Origin of the sequence: Paraburkholderia sp. BR10923 (assembly GCF_040948765.1) — a bacterium.
GTDB classification, from domain to species: domain Bacteria; phylum Pseudomonadota; class Gammaproteobacteria; order Burkholderiales; family Burkholderiaceae; genus Paraburkholderia; species Paraburkholderia youngii.
Window position 1 is genome coordinate 160,158 of the sequence record NZ_JBFPKO010000001.1, and the last position, 16,675, is coordinate 176,832.

Below are 16,675 nucleotides of genomic sequence, written 5' to 3' on the forward strand. Positions count from 1 at the left end.
CGCGCTGGGCCTTCGCGCGGGGCAGGCTGCCTGAGCTGTCCACGCTGTTCTTCGTCGCTTGCACGAGGCTCCTCTGCTCGTGCGCCATGCTCGCCTCGTTGCCGGAGTTCTCTCGGATGTCTATCCCGATGCACGGCGCGTTTCGCGCGCCTTTCGCCCGCGCTTTGGCTAGCGCCCGATTTTCTTGCCGTACTCGTCGCGTGCTCGCTTCGGCGTGGTTTGCCGCGCTGGCCGTGAACGTGGCCGCGCCGCTGTCCGCCGCCGCGAAAACACCGCCGCCGAAGCCGGCGCTCGATGGGTCGGCCGTCGCCGCGCCGGACGGCTACAGCGCCGACACCGCGCAGCAGATCTTCGCCGAAGGCGGCAACGCGGTCGATGCCGCGGTCGCGATGGCCTTCACGCTCGCCGTCACGAGGCCCGATGCGGGCAACCTCGGCGGCGGCGGTTTCATGACGCTGCTGGTCGACGGCAAGCCGTATTTTCTCGATTATCGCGAGCGCGCGCCGCAGCAGGCGAACCGCGACATGTACCTCGACGACAAGGGCAACGTGGTGCCTGGCATGAGCACGGTCGGTCATCGCGCGGCGGCCGTGCCGGGCACTGTCGATGGTATGTGGCAAGCGCAGCGGCGCTTCGGCAAGCTCAAATGGAAGCAGGTGGTCGCGCCCGCGATCCATTACGCGACCGACGGCTTCCAGGTCGGCCCGCGCCTGCAGCAGCGACGCGACGCGGCCGCGAAAAGTTTCGCCGGCAAGACCAATTTCGACGCCTATTTCGGCAACCTGAAAGCGGGCGCGACGCTGCGCCAGCCGGAACTCGCGCAGACGCTTGGGCGAATCGCGAGCGACGGCGGCCGCGAGTTTTACGAGGGCCGCACCGCTCAAATGATCGCCGCGCAGATGTACGGCCACGGCCTGATCACGAGCCAGGATCTGAGCCAGTACAAGGCACTCTGGCGCGAGCCGCTCGCGGCCGACTGGCACGGCTACCGCGTGATCACCGCGCCACCGCCGAGCTCGGGCGGCGTCGGGCTGATCCAGTTGCTGAAAATGCGGGCCGCTCTGCAGCCGGCGTTCGACGGTCTCGCGTTGAATTCGGCGCCGTACATCCATCTGATCGCGCAGATCGAGGATCGGGTATTCGCTGACCGGCAACGCTATATCGGCGACCCGGACGCATCGCCGGTACCGGTCGCGAAGCTGATCGACGACGCCTACCTCGCGCAGCGCGCGGCCGAAGTCAAAACCGGCGAAGCGCCCGGAGCGGCCCCGGAGAAGCCCGGCGTCGACGGCGCCGCGGCGACGGAGAAGGCGCAAACCACGCATTTCTCGGTGGTCGACAAGTGGGGCAACGCTGTGTCGAACAGCTACACGCTGAACGGCGATTTCGGCTCGGGCGTCGTGGTGGACGGCGGCGGGTTCCTGCTGAACGATGCGATGGACGATTTCCTGATCAAGCCGGCCGGCGCCGGGGCGACGGGCGCGTCGGGCGCGTCGGGCGCGGCCTCGGCATCCGGCGCCGCCGATGCCGATGCCGAGCCGAACATGATCGCGCCGGGCCGCCGCCCGATTTCGTCGATGACGCCCACGCTGCTGCTGAAGGACGGCAAGATCGCGCTGGCGATCGGCACGCCCGGCGGCTCGCGCATCCTGACGACGATCTTCCAGGTGATGACGAATCTGTCCGACTTCGAGATGTCGCCGATGGACGCGCTCGCCGCAATGCGTTTCCATCATCAGCTGCTGCCGCAAAAGACCATCTACTTCGAGCCGTACCATGCCGCGCCGGATGAGCTCGCCACGCAATTGAAGGAGCTCGGCTATACGGTCGAGCAGCAGCCGTTCAACGGCGACGTGCAGATGATCCGCGTGAACGGCGCGACGCCCGAGCCAGCGAGCGATCCCCGTGGTGCCGGCGTGGCACGCGTGATACGGTAGACGCCCCGCCGCGCTATCCCGCGAGCGGGCCATAAGCCGAACACGGGGAAGCACGATGACCGAACAACAACCAACCAAACTAGTACTGCCGGGCTATCTGGACTCCGGCCCAGGCCACTGGCAAACGCGCTGGCAAGCGCTCGATCCCGCGTTCGTCCGCGTGCGGATGCCGGACTGGGACAACCCTTCGCGCGACGCCTGGTGCCGCACGCTGGCCGCCACGCTCGATTCCCTGGACGCGCCGGTCGTGATCGCCGCTCACAGTCTCGGCTGTCTGACCACGGCGTTCTGGGCCTCGCAGTACGCGAGCGCGGCGCAACTCGCGAAAGTGGCCGGCGCGCTGCTGGTCGCCGTGCCCGATCCGGCCGAAGCGCATTTCCCGCGGGACGCGACCGGCTTTGCGCCGGTGCCGCTCGAGCGTCTGCCGTTTGCGACGATCGTCGTGGCGAGCAGCGACGATCCGTATGGCGGCGTGCCGTTTTCACAAACCTGCGCGAGCGCGTGGGGCAGCCGCTGGATCGGCATCGGCGCGCGCGGCCACATCAACGCCGATAGCGGCCTCGGCGATTGGGACGAGGGGCGGAGCTGGCTGGCTTCGCTAACGCGTGTGCGCTGAGTCTCGCCGCCTCGTCGATCAGATCACCGCTTTTCGCTTCAACTCCGCAATCGTCTGCGCGTCGTATCCGAGCAGGTCGCGCAGCACGCGCTCGGTATGCTCGCCGAGCAGCGGCGGATGGCTCAGCGCCTGCGGCGGCGTGCCGGTCATGTTGATCGGATTGCGCACGAGCTTGACCGTGCCGCCCGACGGATGCGGCAGAGCCACCTGCAGACCGCGCGCGACCACCTGCTCGTTGTCGAACACTTCGTCGAGGTCATTGATCGGCCCGCACGGCACGCCGGCCGCTTCGAGCGCCGCGATCCATTGCTGCTTGCCCTGCAAGCGGACCATGTCCGCGAGCATCGGCACGAGCAGTTCGCGGTTGCGCACGCGCGCGGGGTTGGTCGCGAAACGGTCGTCGTCGGCGAGTTCAGGGCGGCCGCCCACCTCGACGAACTTGCGGAACTGTCCGTCATTGCCGACCGCGACGATGATCCAGCCATCGCTCGTCTGGAAGGTCTGGTAGGGCACGATGTTCGGATGCGCGTTGCCCCAGCGTACCGGCGGCTGGCCGCTCGCGAGGTAGTTCGAGTTCATGTTGGCGAGCATCGCGACCTGCACGTCGAGTAGCGCCATGTCGATGTACTGGCCTTCGCCCGTGCGGTCGCGGTGCGTGAGCGCGGTCAGCACGGCGATCGTCGAGTACATGCCGGTCATCAGGTCGGCGATCGCGACGCCGGCCTTCTGCGGGCCGCCGCCCGGCTGGCCGTCGCGCTCACCGGTAATGCTCATGAAGCCGCCGATGCCCTGCACAATGAAGTCATAACCGGCGCGTTGCGCATACGGCCCGGTTTGCCCGAAGCCCGTGACCGAGCAGTAGATCAGGTCGGGCTTCACCGCTTTGAGCGATTCGTAGTCGAGGCCGTATTTCTTCAACTGGCCGACCTTGTAGTTTTCGAGCACGACGTCGCTTTGCGCGGCCAGTTCGCGCACGATCCTCTGGCCCTCGGGCGACGCGATGTCGAGCGTGACCGAGCGCTTGTTGCGGTTCGCCGCGAGATAGTAGGCGGCTTCGCGCGTGTCCGCGCCGTCCGGCGTCCGCAGATACGGCGGCCCCCAGTGGCGCGTGTCGTCGCCGACCTCGGGGCGTTCGATCTTGATGACGTCGGCGCCGAAATCGGCGAGGGTCTGCGCGCACCACGGACCGGCGAGCACGCGGGTGAGATCCAGCACGCGGATGTGACTGAGAGCGCCCATGTTCCTGAATGTCTCCTGATGGTTGCCGGCCGCGCGGCGAGCCGCCATGCGCCATTTCGCGCGAAGTTTCGTGGAAGTCATCTTAAGCGATTCCCGCTCGCGGGCGCAGTCAGCCGAACGTCATAGCGCCGTTCGGACGATCGGACACGCGAGTGTCGCAGCGGGCGCATGCCGTGCTGGCCGGATGGCCAGCACGCCGGCGCGCAGTGCCGCGCACGCGTGCCGATCCCGTATAATCAGTCGTTTAAAGAAACAGACAGTTGGCGCATCCCATCGACCGCCAGTCTTCGTCAGGAACCGTCAGGACCGTCCCCCGCACGCTATGAAAGCCGCTGATATCCGCGAGAAATTCCTCAAGTTCTTCGAATCGAAGGGCCATACGATCGTCCGTTCGTCGAGCCTCGTGCCCGGCAACGACCCGACGCTGCTCTTCACCAATTCGGGGATGGTGCAGTTCAAAGATGTGTTCCTCGGCGCGGAATCGCGTCCGTATTCGCGCGCCACGACCGCGCAGCGCAGCGTGCGCGCCGGCGGCAAGCACAACGATCTCGAGAACGTCGGCTACACCGCCCGTCACCATACGTTCTTCGAGATGCTCGGCAACTTCTCGTTCGGCGACTACTTCAAGCGCGACGCGATCCACTACGCGTGGGAACTGCTGACCGAAGTCTACAAGCTGCCGAAAGACAAGCTGTGGGTCACCGTCTACCAGGAAGACGACGAAGCGCACGACATCTGGGCGAAGGAAGTGGGCGTGCCGGTCGAGCGCATCATCCGCATCGGCGACAACAAGGGCGCGCGCTACGCGTCGGATAACTTCTGGCAGATGGCCGACACCGGCCCGTGCGGCCCGTGCTCGGAAATCTTCTACGACCACGGCCCGGACGTGTGGGGTGGCCCGCCGGGATCGCCCGAGGAAGACGGCGACCGCTACATCGAAATCTGGAACCTCGTGTTCATGCAGTTCAACCGCGACGCGCAGGGCAACATGACGCCGCTGCCGAAGCAATGCGTGGACACCGGCATGGGCCTCGAGCGTATCGCCGCAGTGCTGCAGCACGTGCACAGCAACTACGAGATCGACCTGTTCCAGGCGCTCATCCAGGCCGCCGGCCGCGAAACCGGCGTGACCGATCTGACCAACAACTCGCTGAAGGTGATCGCCGATCACATCCGCGCGTGCTCGTTCCTGATCGTCGACGGCGTGATTCCGGGCAACGAAGGCCGCGGCTACGTGCTGCGCCGCATCGTGCGCCGCGCGATCCGCCACGGCTACAAGCTCGGCAAGAAGGGTTCGTTCTTCCATCGCCTCGTCGCCGACTTGGTCGCGCAGATGGGCGAAGCCTATCCGGAACTGGCGCAGGCCGAGCAGCGCGTGACCGACGTGCTGCGTCAGGAAGAAGAGCGCTTCTTCGAGACGATCGAGCACGGCATGTCGATTCTCGAAGCCGCCTTGGCCGATCTCGACGCCAAGGGTGGCAAGACGCTCGACGGCGAACTCGCGTTCAAGCTGCACGACACCTACGGCTTCCCGCTCGACCTGACCGCGGACGTGTGCCGCGAGCGCGAAGTGACGGTCGACGAAGCCGCATTCGACGATGCGATGGCGCGTCAGCGCGAGCAGGCGCGCGCGGCGGGCAAATTCAAGATGGCCCAGGGCCTCGAATACTCGGGCGCGAAGACCACGTTCCACGGCTACGAAGAAATCGTCTTCGACGACGCGAAGGTCGTCGCGCTGTATGTGGACGGCGCGTCGGTGCAGCAGGTGCAAGCCGGTCAGCCGGCGGTCGTCGTACTCGATCACACGCCGTTCTACGCGGAGTCGGGCGGCCAGGTCGGCGACCAGGGCGTGCTCGCGAATGCCAGCACGCGCTTTGCCGTTGCCGATACGCTGAAGGTGCAGGCCGACGTGGTCGGCCATCACGGCACGCTCGAGCAGGGCACGCTGAAGGTTGGCGACGTCGTCAAGGCGGAAATCGACGCGGTGCGCCGCGCTCGCACGGCGCGCAACCACTCGGCCACGCACCTGATGCACAAGGCGCTGCGCGAGGTGCTCGGTTCGCACGTGCAGCAGAAGGGCTCGCTCGTCGACGCCGACAAGACCCGCTTCGACTTCGCGCACAACGCGCCGATGACGGACGAACAGATCCGCCGCGTCGAGGAAATCGTCAACGCGGAAGTGCTGGCGAACGCGCCCGGTATCGTGCGTTTGATGTCGTACGACGATGCGGTGAAGGGCGGCGCCATGGCACTGTTCGGCGAAAAGTACGGCGACGAAGTGCGCGTGCTCGACCTCGGTTTCTCGCGTGAGCTGTGCGGCGGTACGCACGTGAATCGCTCGGGCGACATCGGCTTCTTCAAGATCGTGATGGAAGGCGGCGTCGCGGCCGGTATCCGTCGCGTCGAAGCGATCACCGGTGATAACGCGGTGCGCTACGTGCAGGAGCTCGAAGCGCGCGTCAACGCGGCAGCGGCCGTGCTGAAGGCGCAACCGGCGGAACTCACGCAGCGCATCGGCCAGGTGCAGGACCAGGTAAAGGCGCTCGAGAAGGAACTGAGCGCGCTGAAGTCGAAGATGGCGTCGAGCCAGGGCGACGAACTCGCCGGCCAGGCGATCGAAGTGGGCGGCGTGCATGTGCTCGCGGCAACGCTCGAAGGCGCGGACGTGAAGACGCTGCGCGAAACGGTCGACAAGCTCAAGGACAAGCTGAAGAGCGCGGCGATCGTGCTCGCGTCGGTCGAAGGCGGCAAGGTCAGCCTGATCGCCGGTGTGACCGCCGACGCCAGCAGGAAGGTCAAGGCGGGCGAACTGGTCAACTTCGTGGCCCAGCAGGTGGGCGGCAAGGGCGGTGGCCGTCCGGATATGGCGCAGGCTGGCGGTACGGAACCGGCCAACCTGCCGGCGGCGCTCGCAGGCGTCAAGAGCTGGGTCGAAGGACAGCTTTGAATCTGATGGTCGGTTGAGTCCGGCTCGACGTGAAGTCGAGCCGGGTTCGACAAAGGGGCCACGCGGCGCGCCAGCAGGATCGGCGCGTTGCGTGGCCCCTTTTTTGCCGAAGCCGTTCGGCTTGCGTCGAACCGGCTTGCCGGCGCGGCGGATTCAACGATCAGACCGCATTCGTATCCACGGGCGCCGTCGCATCCCCGTCGGCCGTCCCTTCCTGCGACGCGACCAGCGCGCGCCGCAACGCATTGAGCGCCGACGAAAAATGCCCGCGTCGCCACACCAGCAGCGTGTCAATGATGCCGATATCGGGCAACTCGTGCACCGCGATATTGCTCGTGTCGGGCTGCAGATCGAGCACCGAGCGCGGTGCGACCGCGACGCCCGCGCCGGCCGCCACGCACGCGACGATCGCGTGATACGAGCCGAGCTCCAGCACGCGCTCCGGCCGCACCCCGTGCTCCAGATACCACTTCTCGATATACGCGCGATAAGCGCAGCCGCGCTCGAACGCGATCAGCGTCGATAGCGCGATGTCGCGCACTTCGCGGATCGGCCGATGGCCGCGCGGCGTCAGCATCACGAGTTCCTCGCGGAAGATCGGCACGGTCTCGAACACATCGCCGAGCGTCGCGGGGTCGAGCGGCGTCGCGACCAGCGCCGCATCGACCTCGAATTCGCGCACGCGCTCGATCAGCCTGCCGGTCGTGCCGGTCTCCAGCTCCAGTTCGACGGCCGGCCATTGCTGGTGATATTGCGCGAGCAGGGCCGGCAGACGCGTCGCCGCAACGCTTTCCATCGTGCCGAGGCGCAGACGCCCGCTCGGGCGATCCTCGCGCACCGCGTGACGCGCCTCGTCGGCGAGCGCGAGCAGCCGTTCGGCGTAGGGCAGCAGGGTCTCGCCGGCCGGCGTCAGCACGAGCCGGCGGCCGTCGCGGATGAACAGCTCGGTGCCGAGCTGCTCCTCGAGTTGCTTGATGCGCGTGGTCACGTTCGATTGCACGCGATTGAGCTTTGCCGCGGCGCGCGTCACGCCGTTTTCGCGTACGACCGCGCGAAAAATGGTCAGAGCGGCCAGATCCATGATTCTCTCCCGGCGATGAATGACATCCTAATTATTCATTTTTGGTGATTGAAAGGTCAAGCTAATATGGATTCACTCCATCGCTGCTCGACCGTCCGATCATGAACGACCTTGTTTCCCACGCGTACTCGCGCTTCAACGAACCGCACGCGGGCCGGCGCGCGGCGCTCGCCTGCATGGCCGCGCTGGCCGTCGCGCTCGGGATCGGGCGCTTTGCTTTTACGCCGCTGTTGCCGCTGATGCTGCACGGCGCCGCGCTCGGCCAGCCGCACCTCGATATCCAGCATGGCGGCTGGCTCGCGTCGTTCAATTACGCCGGCTATTTCGTCGGCGCAATGACGTGCGCGGCGCTGCGGGCCGAGCCCGCGCGCATGGTACGCGTCGGACTCGCCGCGACCGTGCTGCTGACGCTCGCGATGGGCGTCACCGGCCAGTTCTGGGTGTGGGCGCTGGTGCGCTTCGTCGCCGGCGCGGTCAGCGCGTGGACCTTCGTGTTCGCGTCGCAGTGGGGCTTGCGGCGGCTCGCCGAACTCGGCGCAAATGAGTGGAGCGGGGTCATCTACACCGGGCCGGGCGTGGGCATCGTCGGGACCGGCCTGCTGGTCAGCGTCGCGGGCGGCTATGGCGCGGTGGTCGGATGGATCGGCTTTGCGTTGATCGGCGCGGTGCTGACCGTGCTGGTGTGGCCGGTGTTCGGGGAGACGCGGCGCGTGGGGGCGGCGAAGCCTGCCGTTGCGAACTCCTCCACCGCAAAATCCGCCGCCGGATCACGCGCTGGCGCAAACCCGCCGCCCCGTACGGCCGGCGTTCGGACGAGTCGCGCCGACGCGTTCTGGCTGGTGCTGCTCTACGGCATCCCGGGCTTCGGCTACATCATCACCGCGACCTTTCTGCCGGTCATCGCGCGCCACGCGTTGCCGGGCTCGGCATGGCCGGACCTGTTCTGGCCGATGTGCGGTGCCGCGCTGATCGTCGGCGCGTTGCTCGCCGCGCGTTTGCCCTTGCATTGGGACAACCGCACGCTGCTCGCGGGATCGTATGTGCTGCAGGCAATCGGCATCGCGTTGGGCATCGTGTGGCCGACGGCGGGCGGTTTTTCGCTCGGCAGCATCCTGATCGGCCTGCCGTTTACCGCGATCACGCTATTCGCGATGCGCGAGGCGCGGCGGCTGCGCGGCGACGACGCGGCCGGGCTGATGGGTTATGCGACGGCGGCCTACGGCATCGGACAGATCGCGGGTCCGTTGGTGGCCGCGCCGATTGCCGCCCACACCGGATCGTTTTCGCTGGCGCTGTGGCTCGCCGCGGGCGCGTTGCTGGCGGGGGCGGCAGGGCTGATCGCGGTGATGCGCGTGCCGCGCGGACCGCGCCGGGGTCGCATGCCGGATTGCGGTTGCAACTAGCACCGAAAACAAATCTCGCACGAGCGCACTAAAATGACCGCTTTCCGTCATTCCCTCGCGCCTGTCGCCGGGCGCGTCGCTCGACCATGCAACATTTCGCGTCCGACAACTATGCCGGCATCTGTCCCGAAGCGCTCGACGCGCTGATCGCCGCCAACAACAGCGGGCACGAACCGGCCTACGGCGACGACTCCTGGACCAACCAGGTCTGCGACCGTCTGCGCGACCTGTTTCAGACCGATTGCGAAGTCTTCTTCGTGTTCAACGGCACGGCGGCCAATTCGCTCGCGCTCGCGTCGTTGTGCCAGTCGTATCACTCGGTGATCTGCCACGACCTGGCACACATCGAGACCGACGAATGCGGCGGTCCTGAGTTCTTTTCAGGTGGCTCGAAACTGCTGACGGCGCCGGGCATCGGCGGCAAGCTCACGCCCGATGCGATCGAGTCCATCGTCACGCGGCGCGCCGATATTCACTATCCGAAGCCGAAGGTCGTCACGCTGACGCAGTCGACCGAGGTCGGCACCGTCTACACCGTCGAGGAAGTGCGCGCGATCGCGGCGATCGCGAAGCGCCGTCATCTGAAGGTGCACATGGACGGCGCGCGTTTCGCGAATGCGGTCGCCGCGCTCGACGTGCATCCGTCGGAAATCACGTGGCGCGCGGGCGTCGACGTGCTGTGCTTCGGTGGCACCAAGAACGGTCTTCCAGTTGGCGAGGCGGTGGTGTTCTTCGACCGCGCGCTCGCCGACGATTTCGCTTATCGCCTGAAGCAGGCGGGGCAGCTCGCATCGAAGATGGGCTTCATCTCCGCGCCGTGGCTCGGCCTGCTCGACAACGACGTGTGGTTGCGCAATGCGCGTCACGCGAACGCGATGGCGCGTTTGCTGGAGACGCGGTTGCAGGAAATCCCGGGCGTGAGCATCATGTTTCCGAGTGAATCGAACGCGGTGTTCGCGCAGTTGCCGCCGCATGCCGCGAAGACGATGCGCGCGCGTGGCTGGAAGTTCTACGAGTTCATCGGCGCGGGCGGTTGCCGGCTGATGTGCGCGTGGGACACGCAGCCCGAAACGGTCGAGCGTTTCGCCGCCGACGTGCGCGACTTGTGCGTCGCGTGATCGCGGACGCGTGATGTTGCCGGAACCTGAGCGAGCACCGGCGCCTCGACGCACCAGTCGGCACACACGCAAAGCCACTCCACTACGACCCGCCACAAAACACGAAACAACGAGACGTCCCCCGCCATGACCGAGTACCGATTCTGTCCCCGCTGCGCGAAGCCTCTGACCGAACGCACCGACCCCGAGCACGACGGTGGCCGCGTCCGTCAGATCTGTCCCGACACCGAGTGCGGCTACGTTCATTGGAACAATCCGCTGCCGGTCGTCGCCGCGATCGTCGAGTACGAGGGCAAGATTCTGCTTGCGCGCAATGCCGCGTGGCCCGAGGGCAGGTTCGCGCTGATCACCGGCTTCCTTGAAAACGGCGAGACACCGGAGCAGGGCATCGCGCGCGAAGTGATGGAGGAGACCTCGCTGCATACGGAGTCGGTCGAGCTGATCGGCGTGTACGAATTCATCCGCAAGAACGAGCTGATCATCGCGTATCACGTGAAGGCGCATGGGACGATCGCGCTGTCGCCCGAACTGCTCGAATACCGGCTCGTCGAGCCCGCGAAGCTGCGACCCTGGCGCGCGGGCACGGGGCAAGCGCTCGGCGAATGGATGCGGCGGCGCAATTTGCCGTTCGAATTCGTCGAGCGTCCGGGGCTGTGAAGCGCTGCGCCCACTGAGCCGCAACTTTGGCCAGCACACAGACAACGCAGAGAACATAGAGACAGCCCACAGCACAGCCATCGACGCATCACCGAATCGTTCATCCACGTCAATCAGCGGTCAACGAGCGCACGCTCAGGGAGAAGCAACGGCATGGCCTACATCTACTACCTGACCCATATTCATCTGGGCTACGACGCACTGTCGCAACTGTCGTCCGAGTGCGCGCGCATCGGCATCGAGCGGCCTCTGGTGATCAGCGACAAGGGCGTCGTCGCGGCCGGCATCGCGCGGCAGGCACTCGACGCGCTGAAGCTCGGCGATGTGCCGCTGTTCGACGACACGCCGTCGAATCCGACCGAGGAAAAGGTGCTCGCGGCCGCCCAGGTGTATCGCGACGAGCGCTGCGACGGGCTGATCGCGGTGGGCGGCGGTTCGTCGATCGATCTCGCGAAGGGCGTCGCGATCGCGGCCACGCATCCGGGGCCGCTCACGCAGTACGCGACGATCGAAGGCGGCAGCGCGAAGATCACTGACGCCGTCGCGCCGCTGATCGCGATTCCGACCACGGCCGGCACCGGCAGCGAAGTCGCGCGCGGCGCGATCGTGATCCTGAACGACGGCCGCAAGCTCGGGTTTCATTCGTGGAGTCTGCTGCCGAAATCGGCGCTGTGCGATCCGGGTCTCACGCTCGGCCTGCCGCCGGGGCTCACCGCGGCGACCGGCATGGACGCGATCGCGCATTGCATCGAGACTTTCCTCGCGCCGGCCTTCAATCCGCCCGCCGACGGCATCGCGCTCGACGGTCTCGAACGCGCGTGGCACAGCATCGAGCGCGCGTGCGCGGACGGCAGCGATCGCGAAGCGCGCCTGAACATGATGAGCGCGTCGATGCAGGGCGCGATGGCGTTCCAGAAGGGCCTCGGCTGTGTGCATTCGCTGTCGCATCCGCTGGGCGGTTTGAAGGTGAACGGCCGCACGTCGCTGCATCACGGCACGCTGAACGCGGTCGTACTGCCCGCGGTGCTGCGCTTCAACGAGCGCGCGCCGAGCGTGGTGGCCGAGCGTCGCTATGCGCGCATGCGTCGCGTGATGGGGGTGCCCGAGCATGCGGATCTCGCGCAGGCGCTGTTCGACATGACCGCGCGACTCGGCCTGCCGACCGGCCTCAGGCAGATGGGCGTCGACGAAAGCATGTTCGACAAGGTCGTGCAGGGCGCGCTGCTCGATCATTGCCATCGCACGAATCCGCGCGAGGCGAGTGCCGACGACTATCGCCGCATGCTGACCGAGTCTTTGTGACCGAGCCCTGCCTCCTCGCATCCACCAACCGCCACGTCCGATGAACAAACCCGCCCCCGCCGGCCGCGCCGCGTATCCGCACTTCCTGCCGATCACCACGCGCTGGATGGACAACGACGTCTACGGCCACGTGAACAACGTCATCTACTACAGCTATTTCGACACCGTCGTGAACGAGTATCTGATCCGCGCGGGCGTGCTCGATTTCGAGCACGGCGCGACGATCGGGCTCGTCGTCGAGACGCAGTGCAACTACTTCGCGCCGCTCGTGTTTCCCGATCGCGTCGACGCGGGCTTGCGCGTCGCGCGGCTCGGCACGTCGAGCGTGCGCTACGAGGTGGGACTGTTCCGCGACGGCGACGCCGCGCCCGCCGCGCAGGGGCATTTCGTGCACGTCTACGTGGATCGCGCGACGCGCCGGCCGGTGAACCTGCCCGCAGAACTGCGCGCGGCGCTCGAACCTTTGTGCGTCGCTGGGCCGGCGGACTAGACGCGTGCAGTCGTTCATCATCACTCTGCTCAACGGCCTGAGCTACGGGCTGTTGCTGTTCATGCTGTCGGCCGGACTCACGCTGATCTTCAGCATGCTCGGCGTGCTCAACTTCGCGCATGCGAGCTTCTACATGCTCGGCGCGTACGTCGGCTTTTCGGTGGCGGCACGCGCCGGCTTCTGGAGCGCGCTGGTAGTCGCACCGCTCGTCGTCGGTCTGCTCGGCGCGGCGCTCGAGCGCTGGCTGCTGCGGCGCGTGCGCGGGCACGGTCATCTGCCCGAGCTGCTGCTGACGTTCGGCGCCGCGTATCTGCTCGGCGAACTCGTCAAGCTCGGCTGGGGACTCAGTCCGTTGTCGGCGAGGATTCCGGCTGCGCTCGACGGTCCGCTGTTCTCGCTGTACGGCGCGGTTTTCACGCGCTATCGCGCGTTCATGATGGCGGTGTCGCTCGCGATGCTCGCGGCGCTCGTCGCCATGCTGCGGGTGTCGAAGACGGGCTTGATCGTGCGCGCGGCGCTCACGCATGCGCAGGCCGTCGAAGCGCTCGGCCACAACGTGCCGCGCGTGTTCACCGGCGTGTTCGCCGCCGGCACCGCGCTCGCCGCGCTGGCTGGCGTGATCGGCGCGCCGCTGTTCGTAATCGAGCCGGCGATGGCGGAGTCGCTCGGCTCGATCGTGTTCGTCGTGGTCGTGATCGGCGGGCTCGGGTCGCTGAGCGGGGCGCTGGTCGCGTCGCTGCTGGTGGGGTGCTTGCAGACGCTGGCGGTCGCGAGCGATCTGTCGTTGGGCGACGCGGTGTCGCTCGTCGGCGCGGTGCTGCCGCCCGCGTGGGACGCGCTGACGCTCGCGCAAGTCGCGCCGCTGCTGCCGTACCTGCTGCTCGTCGCGGTACTGGCGACGAGGCCGCGCGGGCTGTTCGGACGGCGTGACGATCATGCGTAAGCGGAGTGGGTCGTCAGATGCGGTGGAAGGGGGGGTGCCGCCTCGCAGGCCCGGCCGCGCGCTCGCGCCTTGGCTCGGGCTCGTCGCCTTTCTGGCCGTGCCACCTTTCATCTGGCCGCACAGCTGGCTGCTCGCCTACCTTGCGCAAAGCGCGACGATGATCGTGTTCGCGCTGTCGTACAACCTGCTGCTCGGCGAGACCGGGCTGCTGTCGTTCGGACATGCCGCCTATGCGGGGCTCGGCGCGCTGGTCGCCGCGCGCGTGTTCAACGCGACCGGCGTGCCGCTCGTGCTGCTGCCGTTGGTCGGCGGCATCGGCGGCGCGCTGTGCGGTGTGCTGTTCGGCTTAATCGCGACGCGCCGTGCCGGCACTGCGTTCGCGATGATCACGCTCGGTCTCGGCGAGCTCGTCGTCGCGGCCGCATGGACGCTGCCGGGCTGGTTCGGCGGCGAGGCGGGCGTCGCGATCGATCGCGCGAGCGGGCCGCTCCTCGGCGGCTGGAGCTTCGGTCCGGCGCGCGCGGCCTATGCGCTGATCGCGCTGTGGTGCGTCGTCGCGAGTGTCGCGATGTTTGCGCTCTCGCGCACGCCGTTCATGCGGCTCGCGAACGCGGTGCGCGACAACCCGGCGCGCGCGGCGGCGATCGGCTGCTATCCGCGCCGGGTTCGCTATCGCGTGGTCGTGCTGTCGGCGTTTTTCGCGGGCATCGCGGGGACGCTCGGGCTGATCAATATCGAACTCGTGTCGACCGAGAGCGTCGGCATGATGCGCTCGGGCACCGTGCTGATCGCGACTGTGATCGGCGGCACGGCGGCGTTCTTCGGGCCGGTCGCGGGAGCGATCGTGCTGACGTTTTTCAGCGTGGCGGTCGCGAGTGTCACGCGGGCGTGGTTGTTCTATCTCGGGCTGTTCTTTGTCGTCGTCGTGATGGCCGCGCCGGACGGGCTTGCTGGCTTTGCGTCGCGGCAGGTGGCGCGGATTGCGGCCTATGGCTGGCGAGGTTGCCGGGCCGCCTATCTGTGGAGTGCGGCGGCGGGGCTGCTGTGGCTCGCGGCCATCGTGATCGCGGTGCAGTGGGCCTATGCGGCGCAGTTCGGGGCGGACGAGGGCGCGGCGTTTAGCGCATTGTTCGGCGCCGGTGCGGGTACTGAGGTCACCGTCGCACCGACGCTGTCGCCGCTTCCTCTGGCGCTGACACTCGTTGCGCTCGCTGCCCTGGCTACGTTGTCCACACGCCATGCGCTGCGCGCGCATGCACGCGTCACCGCGCACGCACGCGCGGCACGATCCTCCGGAGCGGCACGATGATCCCCGCACTCGCGCTCTACGGCATCGAAAAGCGTTTCGGCGCGACACCGATCCTGCGCGGCGTCGATCTCGCCATCGAACCCGGCGAGCGGCACGCGCTGATCGGCCCGAACGGCGCGGGCAAATCGACGCTGTTCAACCTGATCGGCGGCGGCGCGCGGCCGAGCGCGGGGCGTATCCATCTGTTCGGCGCGGACATCACGCGGCTCGCGCCGGCCGCGATCGCGCGCCGCGGCCTCGCGCGCAGCTTCCAGAGCACCAGCGTGTTCGCGCGGCTGTCCGTGTTCGACAACCTGCGCTGCGCGGCGCAGCTTGCCGAGCGCGATCGTACGCGCTGGTGGCAGCGTCTGAGCGGCGCCGCCGCGATCGATGCGCGCGCTGCCGCGGTGCTCGACGCGGTCGGCCTCGGCCCGCGCCGCGACGTCGCGGCCGGCACGCTCAGCTACGCGGAGCAGCGCGCGCTCGACCTCGGCATCGCGCTCGCGGGCGGCGCGCACACGCTGCTGCTCGACGAACCGACGGCGGGCATGAACCGCGCCGAGGCGGCCCGTGCGATCGAGCTGATCCGCGACACCACCGCGGGCCGCACGCTGCTGATGGTCGAGCACGACATGGACGCGGTGTTCGCGATCGCCGATCGGATTTCGGTGCTGGTGCAGGGGCGCATCATCGCGAGCGGGTCGCCGCCCGCGATTCGCGCGGACGCGGCGGTGCGGGCCGCGTATCTGGGTGAGCGCTTCGATGCCGGCTCAGGCGCTCGGGCCGGTGATGAACCGGACGACGGGGCAGGCCGGTGAGCGCGCTGCTCGACATTCGGGACCTGAACGCGTGGTACGGCGCGAGCGAGGCGTTGCACGGCGCCACGCTGAGCATCGAGCCCGGCGAAGTGGTCGCACTGGTCGGCCGCAACGGCTCGGGCCGCTCGACGCTCGCACGCGCGATCATGGGCCTCGTGCGCTGCGAGGGCGAACTGCGCTTCGCGGGGCGCTCGCTCGCGGGTCTGCGAACGTTCGAGATCGCGCGGCTCGGGCTCGGCTACGTGGCCGAGCATCGCGATGTGTTCGCCGCGTTGAGTGTCCATGAAAACCTGCTGCTCGGCATTGCGCCAGTTGCCGCATCGCGTGCGCGCGGGCGCGCGCCGCGCTTCACGCTCGACGACGCGTATGCGCTGTTCCCGGTGCTCGCCGAGCGCAAGCGCACGCGTGCCGGCGCGCTGTCGGGCGGCGAGCAACAGATGCTCGCGCTCGCGCGGGCTCTGCTCGGAGACCCCGATCTGCTGCTGATCGACGAGCCCGGCGAAGGGCTCGCGAATCTCGTGATGCGGCAGGTCGCGGATTGTCTGCGCGCGTTGCGCGAACGGAGTGTCGCGATCCTGTTGATCGAGCAGCGGCTCGTGATCGCGCAGGACATCGCGAGCCGAGTCGCGGTGATGGGGCATGGCGAGATTGTGTTCGACGGCGCGCTTGCGTCGTTTTTGTCGCGTGACGATGTGATGCGGGAGTGGCTCGGAGTGGGCTGATGCGGGACTTTTCGAGCGCGGACTAGCTGATGGCGGAACTTGCATCCGCAGGAATGCGCCCATGTTGGGCGCACCAAATAAAAAAGGAGTCTTGCCAGGAACGGCAAGACTCCT

General features: G+C 67.6%; 14 protein-coding genes. 12 read left to right on the forward strand and 2 right to left on the reverse strand.

All coding sequences use genetic code 11. The annotated features are described in order from the left end of the window. The first annotated feature begins 116 nt into the window (after window positions 1–116). Window positions 117–1,937, forward strand: coding sequence for a gamma-glutamyltransferase (ggt, locus tag AB3X94_RS00785; RefSeq protein WP_368610567.1), 1,821 nt, complete (start codon window positions 117–119; stop codon window positions 1,935–1,937). A 55-nt stretch (window positions 1,938–1,992) separates the two neighbouring features. Continuing rightward, window positions 1,993–2,553 (forward strand): RBBP9/YdeN family alpha/beta hydrolase, encoded by a 561-nt coding sequence (locus tag AB3X94_RS00790; RefSeq protein WP_368610568.1) that lies wholly within the window; start codon window positions 1,993–1,995, stop codon window positions 2,551–2,553. 18 nt (window positions 2,554–2,571) lie between these two features. Here the strand turns inward: AB3X94_RS00790 and AB3X94_RS00795 are convergent, their stop codons facing one another. Continuing rightward, window positions 2,572–3,792: a CaiB/BaiF CoA transferase family protein gene (locus tag AB3X94_RS00795; protein ID WP_368610777.1), complete on the reverse strand. Its 1,221-nt coding sequence runs from the start codon at window positions 3,790–3,792 to the stop codon at window positions 2,572–2,574. Between the two features lie 322 nt (window positions 3,793–4,114). Here AB3X94_RS00795 and alaS point away from each other — a divergent pair, with 322 nt between their 5' ends. Next, window positions 4,115–6,739, forward strand: coding sequence for an alanine--tRNA ligase (gene alaS, locus AB3X94_RS00800; protein WP_176107977.1), 2,625 nt, complete (start codon window positions 4,115–4,117; stop codon window positions 6,737–6,739). Between the two features lie 160 nt (window positions 6,740–6,899). Here the strand turns inward: alaS and AB3X94_RS00805 are convergent, their stop codons facing one another. Further along, window positions 6,900–7,820, reverse strand: coding sequence for a LysR family transcriptional regulator (locus AB3X94_RS00805; RefSeq protein ID WP_176107979.1), 921 nt, complete (start codon window positions 7,818–7,820; stop codon window positions 6,900–6,902). Between the two features lie 101 nt (window positions 7,821–7,921). Here AB3X94_RS00805 and AB3X94_RS00810 point away from each other — a divergent pair, with 101 nt between their 5' ends. The 9 genes from AB3X94_RS00810 (at window position 7,922) to AB3X94_RS00850 (ending at window position 16,561) form a co-directional block, all read left to right on the forward strand. After that, window positions 7,922–9,223, forward strand: a complete 1,302-nt coding sequence (locus tag AB3X94_RS00810; RefSeq protein ID WP_368610569.1) for a YbfB/YjiJ family MFS transporter — start codon at window positions 7,922–7,924, stop codon at window positions 9,221–9,223. A gap of 86 nt (window positions 9,224–9,309) precedes the next feature. Beyond that, window positions 9,310–10,341 carry a low specificity L-threonine aldolase gene (locus tag AB3X94_RS00815; protein WP_368610570.1) on the forward strand — a complete coding sequence of 344 codons (1,032 nt, stop codon included), beginning with the start codon at window positions 9,310–9,312 and terminating at the stop codon, window positions 10,339–10,341. 126 nt (window positions 10,342–10,467) lie between these two features. Further along, a complete protein-coding gene (locus AB3X94_RS00820; RefSeq protein WP_176107984.1) occupies window positions 10,468–10,998 on the forward strand; it encodes an NUDIX domain-containing protein in 531 nt (176 codons plus the stop codon). A gap of 153 nt (window positions 10,999–11,151) precedes the next feature. Then, entirely contained in the window at window positions 11,152–12,300 is a 1,149-nt protein-coding gene (locus AB3X94_RS00825) for an iron-containing alcohol dehydrogenase (RefSeq protein WP_176107986.1), read from the forward strand. Between the two features lie 40 nt (window positions 12,301–12,340). Then, a complete protein-coding gene (locus tag AB3X94_RS00830) occupies window positions 12,341–12,790 on the forward strand; it encodes a thioesterase family protein (RefSeq protein ID WP_176107987.1) in 450 nt (149 codons plus the stop codon). Between the two features lie 4 nt (window positions 12,791–12,794). Beyond that, window positions 12,795–13,733: a branched-chain amino acid ABC transporter permease gene (locus tag AB3X94_RS00835; protein ID WP_368610571.1), complete on the forward strand. Its 939-nt coding sequence runs from the start codon at window positions 12,795–12,797 to the stop codon at window positions 13,731–13,733. A 22-nt stretch (window positions 13,734–13,755) separates the two neighbouring features. Beyond that, window positions 13,756–15,042 (forward strand): branched-chain amino acid ABC transporter permease, encoded by a 1,287-nt coding sequence (locus AB3X94_RS00840; RefSeq protein ID WP_368610778.1) that lies wholly within the window; start codon window positions 13,756–13,758, stop codon window positions 15,040–15,042. Beyond that, window positions 15,039–15,839, forward strand: a complete 801-nt coding sequence (locus tag AB3X94_RS00845; RefSeq protein WP_368610572.1) for an ABC transporter ATP-binding protein — start codon at window positions 15,039–15,041, stop codon at window positions 15,837–15,839. Before AB3X94_RS00840 ends, AB3X94_RS00845 begins: the two co-directional genes overlap by 4 nt. Continuing rightward, the gene (locus AB3X94_RS00850; protein WP_368610573.1) at window positions 15,836–16,561 is read left to right on the forward strand and encodes an ABC transporter ATP-binding protein; all 726 of its coding nucleotides are present in this window, start codon (window positions 15,836–15,838) and stop codon (window positions 16,559–16,561) included. The genes AB3X94_RS00845 and AB3X94_RS00850 overlap by 4 nt, the downstream gene beginning before the upstream one ends. Window positions 16,562–16,675 lie beyond the last annotated feature (114 nt).

Coding starts and splice junctions, on each gene's coding strand:
- ggt (WP_368610567.1), top strand. CDS start 117: ATGTCTATCCCGATGCACGGCGCGTTTCGCGCGCCTTTCGCCCGCGCT.
- AB3X94_RS00790 (WP_368610568.1), top strand. CDS start 1,993: ATGACCGAACAACAACCAACCAAACTAGTACTGCCGGGCTATCTGGAC.
- AB3X94_RS00795 (WP_368610777.1), bottom strand. CDS start 3,792: ATGGGCGCTCTCAGTCACATCCGCGTGCTGGATCTCACCCGCGTGCTC.
- alaS (WP_176107977.1), top strand. CDS start 4,115: ATGAAAGCCGCTGATATCCGCGAGAAATTCCTCAAGTTCTTCGAATCG.
- AB3X94_RS00805 (WP_176107979.1), bottom strand. CDS start 7,820: ATGGATCTGGCCGCTCTGACCATTTTTCGCGCGGTCGTACGCGAAAAC.
- AB3X94_RS00810 (WP_368610569.1), top strand. CDS start 7,922: ATGAACGACCTTGTTTCCCACGCGTACTCGCGCTTCAACGAACCGCAC.
- AB3X94_RS00815 (WP_368610570.1), top strand. CDS start 9,310: ATGCAACATTTCGCGTCCGACAACTATGCCGGCATCTGTCCCGAAGCG.
- AB3X94_RS00820 (WP_176107984.1), top strand. CDS start 10,468: ATGACCGAGTACCGATTCTGTCCCCGCTGCGCGAAGCCTCTGACCGAA.
- AB3X94_RS00825 (WP_176107986.1), top strand. CDS start 11,152: ATGGCCTACATCTACTACCTGACCCATATTCATCTGGGCTACGACGCA.
- AB3X94_RS00830 (WP_176107987.1), top strand. CDS start 12,341: ATGAACAAACCCGCCCCCGCCGGCCGCGCCGCGTATCCGCACTTCCTG.
- AB3X94_RS00845 (WP_368610572.1), top strand. CDS start 15,039: ATGATCCCCGCACTCGCGCTCTACGGCATCGAAAAGCGTTTCGGCGCG.